The organism is Nitrospirota bacterium, from assembly GCA_016219645.1.
Taxonomy (GTDB): domain Bacteria; phylum Nitrospirota; class Nitrospiria; order Nitrospirales; family Nitrospiraceae; genus Palsa-1315.
In genome coordinates, this window is the sequence record JACRLR010000053.1 from 1 (window position 1) to 13,981 (window position 13,981).

At 54.7% G+C, this 13,981-nt stretch carries 13 protein-coding genes; 8 read left to right on the top strand and 5 right to left on the bottom strand.

Annotation, left to right across the window (positions count from 1 at the left end; genetic code table 11):
- Positions 1 to 235: 235 nt before the first annotated feature.
- Positions 236 to 688: a hypothetical protein gene (locus HZB34_15795; protein ID MBI5317424.1), complete on the bottom strand. Its 453-nt coding sequence runs from the start codon at positions 686 to 688 to the stop codon at positions 236 to 238.
- An 881-nt stretch (positions 689 to 1,569) separates the two neighbouring features.
- On the opposite strand from HZB34_15795, the gene HZB34_15800 reads away from it, so the two are divergent.
- Both HZB34_15800 and HZB34_15805 read left to right on the top strand, forming a co-directional pair.
- Complete coding sequence (locus tag HZB34_15800) at positions 1,570 to 1,836, top strand: hypothetical protein (GenBank protein MBI5317425.1); 267 nt, start codon at positions 1,570 to 1,572, stop codon at positions 1,834 to 1,836.
- 577 nt (positions 1,837 to 2,413) lie between these two features.
- Positions 2,414 to 2,866, top strand: coding sequence for a hypothetical protein (locus HZB34_15805; protein MBI5317426.1), 453 nt, complete (start codon positions 2,414 to 2,416; stop codon positions 2,864 to 2,866).
- 701 nt (positions 2,867 to 3,567) lie between these two features.
- Here the strand turns inward: HZB34_15805 and HZB34_15810 are convergent.
- Positions 3,568 to 5,091, bottom strand: coding sequence for a sigma 54-interacting transcriptional regulator (locus tag HZB34_15810; GenBank protein MBI5317427.1), 1,524 nt, complete (start codon positions 5,089 to 5,091; stop codon positions 3,568 to 3,570).
- 347 nt (positions 5,092 to 5,438) lie between these two features.
- Between HZB34_15810 and folB the strand changes: the two genes are divergently transcribed.
- The 4 genes from folB (at position 5,439) to HZB34_15830 (ending at position 9,680) form a co-directional block, all read left to right on the top strand.
- Positions 5,439 to 6,389, top strand: a complete 951-nt coding sequence (gene folB / locus HZB34_15815; protein MBI5317428.1) for a dihydroneopterin aldolase — start codon at positions 5,439 to 5,441, stop codon at positions 6,387 to 6,389.
- Positions 6,386 to 7,234 carry a PHP domain-containing protein gene (locus HZB34_15820; GenBank protein ID MBI5317429.1) on the top strand — a complete coding sequence of 283 codons (849 nt, stop codon included), beginning with the start codon at positions 6,386 to 6,388 and terminating at the stop codon, positions 7,232 to 7,234. Before folB ends, HZB34_15820 begins: the two co-directional genes overlap by 4 nt.
- Before the next feature lie 218 nt (positions 7,235 to 7,452).
- Positions 7,453 to 8,853, top strand: coding sequence for a serine/threonine protein kinase (locus HZB34_15825; protein MBI5317430.1), 1,401 nt, complete (start codon positions 7,453 to 7,455; stop codon positions 8,851 to 8,853).
- Positions 8,829 to 9,680, top strand: a complete 852-nt coding sequence (locus tag HZB34_15830; protein ID MBI5317431.1) for a Stp1/IreP family PP2C-type Ser/Thr phosphatase — start codon at positions 8,829 to 8,831, stop codon at positions 9,678 to 9,680. Before HZB34_15825 ends, HZB34_15830 begins: the two co-directional genes overlap by 25 nt.
- Positions 9,681 to 9,717: 37 nt before the next feature.
- Here the strand turns inward: HZB34_15830 and HZB34_15835 are convergent, their stop codons facing one another.
- The 3 genes from HZB34_15835 to HZB34_15845 form a co-directional block, all read right to left on the bottom strand.
- The gene (locus HZB34_15835; protein MBI5317432.1) at positions 9,718 to 10,350 is read right to left on the bottom strand and encodes a hypothetical protein; all 633 of its coding nucleotides are present in this window, start codon (positions 10,348 to 10,350) and stop codon (positions 9,718 to 9,720) included.
- Positions 10,351 to 10,583: 233 nt separating this feature from the next.
- Positions 10,584 to 11,597, bottom strand: coding sequence for a hypothetical protein (locus HZB34_15840; GenBank protein ID MBI5317433.1), 1,014 nt, complete (start codon positions 11,595 to 11,597; stop codon positions 10,584 to 10,586).
- A 128-nt stretch (positions 11,598 to 11,725) separates the two neighbouring features.
- Positions 11,726 to 12,139 (bottom strand): YjbQ family protein, encoded by a 414-nt coding sequence (locus tag HZB34_15845; GenBank protein MBI5317434.1) that lies wholly within the window; start codon positions 12,137 to 12,139, stop codon positions 11,726 to 11,728.
- A gap of 283 nt (positions 12,140 to 12,422) precedes the next feature.
- Here HZB34_15845 and HZB34_15850 point away from each other — a divergent pair, with 283 nt between their 5' ends.
- Together HZB34_15850 and HZB34_15855 are read left to right on the top strand one after the other, a co-directional pair.
- Positions 12,423 to 13,154, top strand: a complete 732-nt coding sequence (locus HZB34_15850) for a hypothetical protein (protein ID MBI5317435.1) — start codon at positions 12,423 to 12,425, stop codon at positions 13,152 to 13,154.
- Positions 13,155 to 13,283: 129 nt separating this feature from the next.
- On the top strand, positions 13,284 to 13,979 hold the full coding sequence (locus tag HZB34_15855) for an HAD family phosphatase (protein ID MBI5317436.1): 696 nt from the start codon (positions 13,284 to 13,286) through the stop codon (positions 13,977 to 13,979).
- The last annotated feature ends 2 nt before the right edge of the window (positions 13,980 to 13,981 follow it).

Consider the following 13,981-nt stretch of genomic DNA (forward strand, 5'->3'; position numbering starts at 1 on the left):
AGACTATACCCGGCGGCCAACATACGACTGAGTTCTTCACGCTCCATCAGGGTTAACCGTTGATATTGTCCCATGTGCAACTCCTTCGCTCCTGGAATTCCCAGGATACAGGTGTTGCACTAGGATCTTGAACCCGCACAGGAACCTTTATTGTTTTACTGATACGTTCTGTTCAAAGCGAGGTTTCCGGTCAGGGTGCAGCGAAATGGGGTTTTGGAAAGACGAGGGAAACAGTTCAGCGGTTCTCGCTTCTCACGTTCTTTGCGGCAATCTCCTTAAATACTTCAAGTTCCTCCAATCGATTTTTCATCCCCTCTAATATGTTCGTATCGATTGTCTGGTCGTACTGAATATGCGCAAGCGGACTGAGTATTTCGAGCCCAGGTTTACCTGCTTGCATGTCTCTAGAAGCTTCGTCCCCAAATTCTCTAAGTTTGTCATATTGTACAACTTGTTCATCTGGCAGGAAATTCTCAAGGATGAGATAGAGTCTTCCTAGCTTGGCTTGGAGTGTCTCGTCATGACATTCCTGTAATTCCTCAGCAATTGCTTGTCGAATCATCGGCTTAGGAAACGGCAATTCACTTTCACGAAATTTTGCACAGTACTGATGCCATGGTGTTGGAAACGGTCCAGTGGCAGATTCTAGAACCGGTAAAGAAGCCTGCAAGATGGCTAAGCGTAACATTCGTGAAATTAGAATGGCATGGTACCAGTGACCTCATATTTTGAACTCCCTGCGAAATACTTTCAACAACGAAAGCGCAGAAACACGAGAAAGAGGTGGGGTCGTTGCTTGACCTTGTACCTGGACAACCCTTTAGCAGCCTGAACGAGCAAGGTCTGTACGGATAACTCACCGACCCTTTCCTAAAACAATCCCGGTGATCGTATCGTAAGCAGTTCCTTTCCGGTGCGAGGGGGGAGCGGGTCGGCACCCGTTGTCGGAGGGGCGGGGACCCACCAAGGCGTGACCGAAGTGGAAAGCCGGAACTGACGGCACCGCGATCGTATGATCGCGGCCGCGGGAATTCCGGAAGGATTCCACGAGGTCACGCCCGGAAGGGTCGCCCCGGGAGACACGAGGGCCGACCCGCTTCCCCCACGCGCTGTGTTAGGTGTTGCGATCCAACATCTATAAGCCTTACATGCTTTGCTCCCGCTATACGCCATCAGCTATCAGCCATTCGCTCCCTTGTCCCTAAAGCATCGGCTTCTACCCTCCTGTACCCCGCAGATCCTGCGCTCTCACAGAGGTTGTGGGAAATTTCATGGAGACCTGCTATAAGGCTTGGCCAAGGTGTTGATTTATTAGAGCCAAGCAGGACTAGTGGGCACACGTGAACAGAATGAGCGAAAGTTCTCCAGTTGGGACATTCTCCCTACCGGGGGACGGCGGTATTGGTTCGATGTGTTGGGCAAGCAAGGCTAGAAGGCTCGGTACGTGAAAGAGGTTGACGCCAACGAGGTAACGGTGTGATTTTATCAGGAGATTTACAACGACACCGGCAAGCTTGTTGAAATCCATCACAAATACCCGGTAGACCAGGGACACCAAAAGGTCACGTCATGAAAGAAGTCATCACTCACCAGATGGTTGCTGACAAACTGGCAGCGTATCTCCAGCATGATCTGTCACTGGCCGACCTCGTCGCCTGGGCTGAGTCCGCCATGATGGAGGGGGAATTTGACACCCAACATTTCACCGCTATCCGCGATGTCGTGGCACGCCTCGGCGTGGCCGACGTCCGTGCCTTCGGTTTGACATGGGACGACTGTGAACAATTGCTCAAGCGATTGGGCTATGCGGCTCACGTCCAAATCATGGCCACATAACTCGCGATCCCGGACTGCTTCATCACCGCCACATATCCCAAAACAGCACAGAGTGGAGCTGCCTGCCGGTTTATCACCTGGCTCTCTACTACCGGATTAGGCAGGCATTCTCCCCCTTCTTCTAGGGATGTGGCCAGGTTGGCTTTTACTGCGCGCATGGAGCGACATAACTATTCCCTCCAGGTTTGCTCGTTTGCCCTTGTTTGGAACGGTACCCGTATCAGACCTGACTGCGGCCGTCGAACAAGGTCACAGATAATCCCTCCAAGCTCGCTAGTATTCTCTTCAGGGATGGGAGCTGATGGATCTTCTATTGCGCGCGTCGAACGAGCACATTCTGATCGTGCGCGTTCCGCGAGCACAAAGGGCAGTGGGCTACTCCTCACCCCTTCCTTCCAAGCTCGCTCGTTATTCTTAGGGATGGGGGCTGATTGATCTTCTACTGCGGGCGTCCAACGAGGGGAGTCCGCGACCGCGCGTTGCGCGAGCACAGAAGATCATCAGCCTCCATCCCCCTCCCCTCTTCCCCCCATACGTAGGATTGCGGTTCTTTATTGGGGATCGTACTCTACGCAGTATGACGGAGAGGAAACAGCCTATCCAGTGGCGAGCGGTCATGCAGGGGATAGCCATTGTGTATGGAGTCACCTTTGTGTCTGGACTGCTGCTGGCCTTCAACGGAATCACGCCACAGACCAATCACGTAGCCTTTCCAATCCTCGCGTTGCTCACTGGTGCAGTTGGAGTGGCGATCGCTCTCCGGGTTGCTGAAACCACACAGCTCTCGTATCTTGTGGCTCTTAGCTTGGGAGTCTGGCTCCTCAATTCGACTAGCGTCTTGCTCGGAGCACAGACTGTAGCCGCGTGGTTAGATAGTAGTCTATTCATTGGTACGACAGTGATCCTGGGCCGACTGCTGCTGGGAAGAGACTTAGAGACTCTGCCGACTTCCGATCTGTCTCATTCCCAAATCATCTCCAAGAACAACTCACAGGTTGGGACACATCACGGGGTGAGATCGACTCTATAGACCATGAACTCCTGATATCCCTCTCCAAATCCGATCGGTTCACAACTGAGCCTCTTCCACCTTCCCACACTCCCGTCCCGGATGGGGTTAACCCAGCAGACATGAACGGCATCAACAGATTTGCCGTGAGGGAGAAAACACAACAGCCAGCCCAAGAGGGCTGGCTGTCTAGTATGAGAACTATGTCTTGGAGGCTATAATCACGCGCTATTCATGAAGCGCAACGGGGTCGGGTCTTACAATCCAATCGTTTCCACCGCGTATCAGGGCAGCGCATGGTGAAGGAGCGGGGCGAACCTGATTCCAGGTTACTTCCCTGCTGCCATTCCCATGCCCATCGCCAAGACTCCGACCAAAACTGCGATCGAAATTCCCGCGGATACCATTCCATTGATCAGAGCAACAGTCGTCATGATGTTCCTCCTCCCTGAGGGACTTAGCATCCGGACCCAACCCTGGTAATGAGTGAGTCGTACATGCTGAACTCATGTACAGCAAACCGCGTGCCGACTTATCTCGTCTCAATATAAAATCATAAGCCATTGATATTTAGTTATTACTTTGCTTTATCTTTCAAAACAAACCATAGGACCATCCCGTCGCCCACGATCAGTCGCGTGGGTGCCCACGAATCATCGTGGGCTAGAACAACTCATGAGTATAGTGTGGAGATCCTGCGGGAAGGGAGGAGCTATATCTTTTCAGCTGGAGGGAGGCCGCTTCATCCCAAACTGCTTCATTCGGCTGCGCAACGTGCTAGGAGGGATCCCCAAGCGTGCAGCCGCCCCAGAGGGACCTTCGATATGCCAATCCGTCAATGTGAGAGTTTGCAGTATATGTCGGCGTTCAACTTCTTTGAGGTCGACCGGTGGCGAGGCAGCGATGGAGGAAGCCCGTGACCCTAAGACCTGTTCATCGACTCGTAATATAGACCCACGGGAGAGGATCAGCGCTCGTTCGATCACATTTTCCAGTTCACGGACATTGCCGGGCCAGGCATATCGCATCAACCTCTCTAGGGACTCCTGATCGATGTCCTTGCACAAACGGTTGAATTTCAAACAGTACTGCTTCAGGAAATGCCGAGCCAATTCGGGGATATCCTCCGAGCGGTCCCTGAGTGGAGGCAAGAGGAGGGGAAAAACATTCAGCCGATAAAAAAGATCGGCGCGAAATGTCCCTTCCTTGACGGCAGCAGGTAAGTCACTATTGGTGGCAGCAATCACCCGAACATCGACCCGAACGGGCTGTTTTCCCCCCAGGCGGTCTACCATGCCATCCTGCAAGACACGTAAGAGCTTCGCCTGTGTCTCTAACGGCATTTCACCGATTTCATCCAAGAACAGCGTGCCACCATGTGCCAGTTCAAACCGGCCTTCCCGGGTTCGGTCCGCCCCGGTGAATGCGCCTCGCTCATGGCCGAAGAGTTCGCTTTCGACGAGCCCGGCCGGGAAAGCAGCACAGTTCACCCGCACCAACGGTTTTCGATGCCGCGGACTCCAATCATGGATCGCTTGCGCAATCAGTTCCTTACCGGTGCCCGTTTCACCCATAATGAGCACGGTGGTTGGAGTCGGCGCTACCTCTCGAGCCAGAGCGATCACATTCTGAAAGACAAGGCTCTTCCCTATCAAAGAGTCGCTGTTCTTTTTGAGTTTCAGTTCTTCGATCAGGTAGACGTTTTCTTTGGCCAGCTGGTTTCGCAGTCGATCAATCTGTTCGTAGGCCTGGACATGATCGATCGCATAAGCGATTTGCATGGCGACTTGCGTCAAGAACTCGAGGGCTCCCGGGTCAGGCACTCCGGACTCGATGCTGCCGATATTCAGAATTCCCAAACACTTGTCTCCCACGAGTAGAGGGAGATTGATGATTCTTCCAAGACCTTCTTGCACATACATCTGGTCTTCGGGGAAGACTTGCACCTGTTTCAGCTCCGGACGACAGTGGACAGCTTTGTGATCGTAGGCCCATCCCATCCCACTTCCGACGCGTGGAATCACCGCATCGCGTTGGAGCACCACCTGCGCCATCGTCGTGGCAACAACATAAAACCTGAACCCATCAACCTCCGAGTCATAAAGCGTAACCGTACACCGTGCCCAGGGGACGACCTTCGTAATCTCGGCCGTAATCGCTTCCCACAGGCTATTCATCTCCCGCTGAGAATTGAGCACCACCGCCACAGCCAGAAGGGCTCGATAGTTTGTTTCAATCCGGTCCATAGGCTCGTCGCATCCTCTCGCAATCCAAATTGAATCACAGACCGAATTTTATATTTAGCACGTCCTCGCAAAAAACTCGATCCTCCGATAGGCCATGCTCTTGCAACCATTGGGCTCATCCCGGAAGCGGCCATACGGGAAGGAGTCTGGAATAGCACCCCTGCTGACCCCTTGCTCCCGGAACGCGCACGATCAGAATGTGCTCGTTCGACGGCCGCAGGAGGGTCAGCAGGGGTGCCATTCCTGTGGAAAGAACGAGTAAGCTTGGCCGCTTTCCCCCTGATCCCCTCTAATACCCCGCTAACGATAGGTTGACAGCCGGAAATCCAATCACTGAGAATGCCCCCATGGCTGGAAAGATCATCATAGAGCGACTGGAGTTTCAAGGGCGCTGCGGTGTCACCTCAGAGGAGCGCAGGCGGCCGCAACCATTAGCGGTGGATCTTGAGCTGACCTGTCAGACCGAACCAGCTGCGGCTTCGGATGACATCCACAGTGCGGTCGACTATGCGCAGGTCGCAGATCGAGTCCTCGCGGTCGGAGCGACGCAGAACTGCGCCCTGCTGGAAACATTCGCCGAGCGGCTCCTCGCGATGCTCTTTTCGGAGTTCCCCGTTGAATGGGCAAAGATCTGGCTGCGGAAACTTGAGCCACCCCTGAAGCATGTCACCGGCTCGGTAGGTGTGCAACTCGAACGATCGCGCCTGCTTCACCATATTCATGATGCGGGACCAACCCCGGCCCGGTTTCTTGTTCAGCAACTCCATCGCCTACCCAAAGGCAAGGCGCTTGATGTCGCGGCCGGAGCTGGACGCAACGCGCTCTATCTTGCTGCTCAAGGGTTTCACGTCGATGCGATAGACCGCGATGAAGCGGCCATGGTCCACCTTGCTGCCACGGCAAAGCAACGGAACCTTCCAAATCTCACTGCCCGAACCGTTGACCTTGAACGAGCAACTGACGAACGGCCGGAATTCCCGAAGCAGGAGTATGACGTGATTGCCGTGTTCTTCTATCTCCATCGCGCACTGTTTCCGGCACTCCTCGAATCTCTGAAGCCGCACGGGGTTTTGATCTACGAAACCTTTATCATCGACAACTACTTGCGCCATCACCATCCTCGCCGATGGGAATTCTGCCTGGCACACAATGAATTGCTTCGGCTCACATCCACACTACGGGTCCTGTCCTACGATGAAGACGAACACAACGGTAGCCATGGGCAAGGACCTGCCTATACTGCCCAACTCGTTGCCCAGCAAGCAGGCCCCAGCAGACTGTTACACGAGGCCACATGAGTCGCATCGATCTCCATCTACATACGACCCACTCCGATGGTAGCCTCTCGCCGGCAGAAGTGCTTCGGCTTGCCCACAAGGCGGGAGTTACAGCTCTGGCCATCACGGACCATGATATTGTGTCCGGTATTCCCGAAGCCATGATGGCCGGAGCTGAGCTGGGAATTGAAATCATTCCCGGGGTGGAAATCAGTTCCCGTGTCGGCAATAGCGAACTTCATATCCTCGGTTATTGCTTGCGCTGGCAAGATCCTGAGCTGAATCAACGCATGGCCGCCTTGCGCGAGAGTCGGCATAACCGCAATCCGCAAATCATTGAACGGCTGCGCGCACTTGGCTTGGACGTGACCTATGAAGAAGTGCGGGCCTTGGCGGGCACGGATTCGGTCGGACGACCTCATATCGCCAGGCTCTTGATGGACAAACAGTATGTCACGTCTGCCAAGGACGCCTTCGATCGATATCTGTCAGAGGGGCGCCCGGCCTATGTGGCGCGTGAACTGCCCACGCCGGCAGATGCCGTCTCCTGGATTAGAGCCGCAGGCGGAGTGGCCGTGTTGGCCCATCCAACCTGGGCGAAGGTATCCGGGGAGGGGCTGAATGCCCTCCTGACGACATTGAAAGGCGACGGCCTCGGCGGCATTGAAGCCCACTACAGCACCCACACAAAGCGACAGACGACGGAGTACCTCGATCTGGCCAAGCGGTTGGACTTATTGGTAACTGGCGGAAGTGATTTCCACGGCATCACCAAACCGGATATTGAAGTCGGTATTGGCCGTGGTGATCTAAAAGTTCCCCGGCGGCTGCTTGATCCGCTCAAAGAAGCCGCCCTCCTCGTTTGAGGGTTATTTGGTTTATTTGGTTCATCTGGTTTCTCTGGTTAACCTCATTCAACCAAATCAACCAAACAAACCAAATAAACCAGATAAACCAGATGAACCAGCCGGTTTCCACGTTTCACGGGTATAGAGAACACCACGCTCATTATCTCCCAATTCGTTGACTCTCCTCCCCCATCCGCTACACTTTAAACCGATCACAAACATCTCCAAAGAGTCTTATGCCGAAATCCTGGACTTGGATCGCCCCCTATACTCTTGCCATCCTGACTGTGCTTTTGATTGGCCCCTTGCTGAGCAGTCTGGTTTTGGCCCAATCTCTATCGATCCCCTATCTTCAGCTCAGCGGGCCTCATGCTATTCGATTAACTGCACAGCTCCTCGCGCTCACCATCCTCTGGTTCTTCGCGTTCGCCGCCTATCAACAAATCCCGGACAACGGCCGAGGATCGAGCTTTCTCAAAAACCTGGTCCTTCCGTTTACGACCCTTATCGTTATCCTGTTTGCCAACAAATCTTTCAGGACCGTGGGCCTGCCGCTGATTGAACTGGTAGGGCCTTCTCGGTTCGCCTCCACCTATGCAATCGGCCTCGTCGGTTCCGGTCTCTGGCTCACAGCAGCCTGGATTCTTCATCAGGGGTCACTCCGGGCAGCCTTTGCCCCGCCTAGCCATGCGCAGCGCCACAAGATTCAACCCTTTTCCGAGGGCGAGGAGGAAGAACATGAAAAAGAGGCAACCAGTCAATCTGATTCGAAGATTCCAACCGCCGCGTCGCCAAACATGGGCTCCGCTCCCGGCATGCTCGGGCGCTACAGGGTGCTGAAAGAACTGGGGCGCGGTGCCATGGGGCTTGTGTACCTGGGAAAAGATCCAACGATCCAGCGTTTCGTAGCGATCAAGACCATGCAACTTGATCGGATTGATCACGATGACAAGCTTCAAGATGTTAAAGCACGGTTTTTTCGGGAGGCAGAGTCCACCGGGCGTCTCTCCCACCCCAACATCGTGACCATTTATGATGCGGGAGAAGAGAACGATTTAGGATACATCGCGATGGAACTCATCGAGGGAACTCCCTTGAAACAGTGGACCAGAAAGCCCAACCTGATGCCGATCAACGAGGTCCTCCTGACTGTGGCTACTGTCGCAGACGCCTTGGACTATGCCCATCAACAAGGCGTTGTCCATCGCGACATCAAGCCGGCGAATATCATGCTGACGAAGGATCGCGTCGTAAAAGTCATGGATTTCGGTATTGCAAAGATGGCTTCGAGCAGCAAAACAGAAACGAATATCGTGCTGGGTACGCCGACGTACATGTCACCGGAACAAATTGCAGGGAAAAAAGTGGATGGCCGGTCGGATGTCTTTTCCCTAGGCATCGTGCTGTTCGAACTCCTTACAGGACAATTGCCCTTCACGGCCGACAATCTGTCTGCCATGCTGTTCAGCATAGCGCATCATCCCCACCCAGCCATTCAAACCTTGAGGCCGAACCTTCCCGCGAGGGTGCAGGAGATTGTGGATCGCGCGTTACAAAAAGAGTTGCCGCACCGCTATCGGCGCGCGGAAGACTTTGCGGACGAGCTCCGGGTCTGTATGCGGAGTCTCGCAGCCTGAGGAGGTGCTGTCTGGCCTTCGACCAATCGCATAGCGCCAAATCCGATACGGGCCTCAAACGAACTCACAACGAGGACCGGTTTGTGGCCGATCCAGAGCTTGGACTCTATGTTATCTGTGACGGCATGGGCGGCAACAATGCCGGTGAAATTGCCGGCGCCCTCGCAGTTCACGCGATTCACGCGCATCTGGCTGGGTCAGCCAGGCATGTTGACCTCCCGTTGATTGGCCCCTGCAATTTCACGATGTCTGCTCCTGCCAACCGTCTCGCCAGCGCGATTCGAGCAGCGAACGAGGTCGTCCACCGCGAGTCATGGAAGAAGCCTGACTGTGCCGGGATGGGCACCACAGTAGTTGCGGCACTAGTGCATGAAGACACCCTTGCCATCGCTCATGTTGGAGACAGCCGACTCTACCTGATTCGGAACGGGGAAATTCAATCCCTCACCATTGACCATTCTTGGGTTGCCGAACAGGTCCTTAAAGGATTTATCACGGAAGAAGAAGCCCAGCGCTCTCCCAACAAACACATCGTGACCAGAGCTCTCGGCGTCGAGAACAGTGTCGAAGTGGAACTGACGGAGGTTCCGGTCGAGACCGGAGACCTATTGTTGTTGTGCTCAGACGGACTCACCCGTGCGGTCCAGCCCAACGATATTCTCCATTTACTCAGTGGATCGGAAGACCTTGCCACCATGTCGGATCGACTCATCACCATGGCAAACTCTGCCGGGGGCGACGACAATACGACCGTGATCATCGTGGCCCTGGGGAAGGAGGTCCAAGAAGGCCTATGGGGGCGGCTAAGAAAACGATTCGCTGCATAACGATCACAGCAGCCTCAACCTGCCAGATCACGTCCGACTATTTAAAGAAGACCGTGCCTTTTGGAAGAATCTGGTAGCATCGATCTGAAACCTCTTGACCGTGTGATTGAAGACACTGGAGAATTTCTCCGCTCCCAATTTTGACGGCTCTACAAAACCGACTGATATCCTCGTCGCAAGCCGCGATCAACCGACTTCGATCTTCCTTCCACTTTACAAACCGTTCACGCAACTGGCCTTGACAGGGCGCCGTGAGTTGTTTCGCACGCTGGTCCAGACAGCCTGCGCGGGCAGAGCCGTCCAAAGCGTCCGGGCACAATTGGTCGATCTCCGCTTCACACTTCAACCTGGTCGCCTGCAGCGTGGAAGAATCCAGCCCTGTTACGGCCGGAGCATCCACACGAGAGTCGTCCGGCCGTTCCTTGTCCAGCCTGGATTGGACTGCATCTATAGATATTGGCGGAGACGTGGGAATGGTTAAGTCCAGCTTGGGTGGCGCAGAGGGAGGAGACGAAGAATCTGGTACCCGGCGAGTCTCAGGGGGCATCTCCCCGGAAAACAATTCTTCTTGCGAAGGGAAATTGGCTGAGACCGTCACCCACACAAGCCCAAGTCCCAAGATGGTGATTGTGCCGGCAATAAATCCGCTTGAAGACTGCCGCTGAGCCATGCATGGTCCTTATCTGTCCAGACCCAGCATAGGGTAAGCTGGCGAAAAAATCGACGAATTGTCCGGTTTCTACCAGCAGGATGCTGAAAAGCCCCCCAGCGTTATCGGGAAGTCGGGCAGCAGAGGAAGGTCAAGGTTGAGGCTAAGGTTGAGCGAAGAGGACTCAGGGCGGTATGAATTTTTTGTCCCGACCTCAGCCTGAACCTTAACCTTAACCTCAACCTTCTTTATGGTTAATTCTCTGGAGTTTCGACGATGTGGTTTTCAAACCTGGTACAGCCTTCGGCAAGCAACCGATTGGTGAGCATCTCCCCAGGCCATTCGATGGGCAAATCGGCCGTGAAGATCCACACATCAGGGGATGTCCACACTGGTCCATGACCTTCAGGCAATTCCGGGTCAAACAGATCGGTCCATACCGGCATATACACACCATTCCCACATTGCGTATGGAGGTGAACGATCGTGCGGGCTCGGACGAGCGGTTCTAGATCACGCCAGACAGCCGCAGTCTCATCTGCCAATCGATGGAGACGCACAGCATTTTGGGCATCGAACATGGCATAGGCTGCGTAGACCGGTGCGTCGATCGTATCGGGGGCCAGCGCCAACTCAGGGCATTGTGCGACAAGGCCTTCAAGAAGAGCTCGACGATTCCTATCCTCCAGCGAATCGGGCAACCCGGAGTCCGGCACACCGATCAATTCGAAGAAGAGAAAGGCGGTGCTTTCAACAGGCGGGTACAGCCTGGCGGCAATCGACGTGGCCCGCTGGGAATCTGCCACCGTACTCAAGTGATCGTTCAACCCTTGGAGGCTGAGCGGCTCCAGCGTTGAGTCGGTCAAGAGCCGCGACTCCACACGAACCACCGTCCCAGCGGAAAGCCGGAGATGTCGATGTAACAGATCCGCTGTTGCGACCGGATCGATCTTCAACTTGAGCGGATGGGCCAGATTGGCTTGGAGAGGAAGTTCCAACGCTGCCATAATGGCATAGGATAATTTGTCATCAGCCGGCCCATCGATGAGTACCGAACAGGATGCCTCGGCGAGAAGATCAAAAAGCCATTCCGCCATGTCTTCATCCAACGCCGCCAGCACCGTCAGCAGATCATACTCTCTTCCCTGCTCCAAGAAGGCCTGCAGTGTATCGATTGCCGCATCGGTATCGCCATGGTCATGGCGCCGGGCATTGATCAAATGAACGAGATCTCTCGTGAGGGGATCAGGGCGAGACCAACTTAACATACAAACGGACTCCTACCGTCAAACCGTGCGCAAATGTCGCCCCATGTTGTCAAACTTTCATTACGGTAGCAAGCGGTCGAGCAATTTTTCTCCACCGGGTCATGAGCACCGATCGGATGACATGATGATCATGACCCGATCACCTTCACCAAGACACGTTTACGTCTCAATCCGTCAAACTCCCCATAGAAAATTTGCTCCCATGGACCGAAATCCAACCGGCCTTCTGTAATCGCGACGACAACCTCTCGCCCCATTAGTTGTCGTTTGATATGCGCATCGCCGTTATCCTCTCCGGTCTCGTTATGTCGATATGTCGCGCCTTGAGGGGCCAGCGTCTCCAAGAATCGGTCATAGTCTTTGAGGAGGCCCGGTTCGTCGTCATTAACATAAACGCTGGCCGTGATATGCATGGCATTCACGAGCACGAGCCCTTCTCGGACTCCGCTCTTCTTGACCGCTGCCTCGACCTGCTGCGTGATGTTCAGATAGGCGCGCCGCGTCTTCGTCTCGAACCAGAGTTCTTCGCGATAGGATTTCATAACCCGCCGTTAGTGGGCGCCCATTCTGCCGAACTGTACCCTTAAGATGCAAGACTCCCGACTGTGTCCTTCGCTCGCCCGCAACTTGGAGCGAATGGTCTCCTCATTTTTCGAACATACTGCAGCGAGCACGAGGCGATTCCTGCAGCCATTCGAATCTCTACCGGCCTCGTCTGTCACTCGTAACAAATTCTCAACAAAATTGACACTACCAGATGATGGTGATAAGTATTTTCACAGATTAGGCTATACAGGATTGAACCGTTCAGTAGGGAGGTCGTCGATGGCTGCGCTTGTTGGGAACCTGACATCCGTCGGGAATCCTTTTAACTGGACTCTCCTCTTTGCCCGCCAACCGGAACCAGATTTGGAATTTACGGAAGAGGAGCTCGATCAGACGACCTCTACGAGAACACCGACCCCGCTAAACCCACGCAAGAAACCCAGTGGGGGACGCCCGATCCTCTGGATCATTCTCTTGATCCTCGTCGGCGGCATCGCCTATATTGCCACCATGGAACCGGAGATGATGACAGAATTGCTGGCCCCCTACATAGGCGAGAGTGCCCCGCCACCAGTCGCCACGAAGCCAAAACCGTTGGCACCATCGCCCGTAGCTCCTCCGGCACCGACACCACAAGTTGCTCCAAGCCCAAGTGACAACGCCTCTGCCCCCTTGTCTCCACCAGCCTCTCCCCCTGCTGCCGTGGCCCCGGCAGTCGATCCGCCGTCCAAAACGGCAGCGGCGCCAGCTACATCCGTGACCGCTCCTCTCGACCCGATGTTCGGCGAAGGCCAGAAAGTAACCGTCACGGCAGACGATATGGCCCCCGGAGGAAGTATTCCGCTGTTTGCAGATTCGGCCAGCAGCAGGCCCGGACCAGTCATTCGCCCAGGCGTCTCACTGACCGTCATGGATGGAGATCTACAGCCGGGAGGATGGATGTATCTGGTTCGAACCGAAGATGGTGTAAAAGGTTGGGTAACGGAGAAACGTCTTCGCTTAAAGTTCTGACCTTCCCGCTTCCCTCACAGGTCACCTCAGTGTCATAGAGGCGTTCACACCTGTTCAGACGATCCTCCTGTGCTATAATCCGCCCGTTTTCAATCTCAGAGCAACACCCGTGCGTCTTGAGACAAGCCCATGACCTCACTCAGAACAATTATCTTTGACTTCGATGGGGTGATCGCGGACACCGAGCCACTCCATTTTGCCGGTTTCCGTCAGACCTTGGCAGAAGTCGGCATCAACCTGACTGAAGCCGACTACTACGCCAACTACTTGGGGTACGACGATCGGGGCTGTTTTATCACGGCGCTCACCGCGCATCAGCACCCCATAGACCCAGCGGCTCTCATGCAATTGATGCAACGAAAGGCCCATGCCTACATGGAATCCGTGAAGAATCATCTGGTCATTTTCCCCGGAGTGCGCGAGTTCGTGCGTGAGGCCGCCGCTGCGTATCCGTTGGCCATCGCGTCCGGTGCCCTCCGCCATGAAATCGAAGTAATCCTTGAACAGGCCGGGCTCCGGAAGGAATTTTTACACATCACCAGCGCAGAAGACGTCGCCAGGGGGAAGCCAGACCCCCAACCCTTTCTCCAAACCCTTACCGCGCTCAACCGACAATGCAGGGACCAGGCTATCAAAGCCGAATCCTGCTTGGTGATTGAGGACTCGATCCCTGGTATCCGCAGCGCGAAAACCGCCGGGATGAAAGTCCTTGCCGTCACAAACACCCATACGATCCACGATTTGCATGAAGCCCATATGGTTACCCAAAGCCTGTCACAGATTCGCCTGAGCAAACTCCGCGAACAATTGTGGCCGGCCGGATAAGA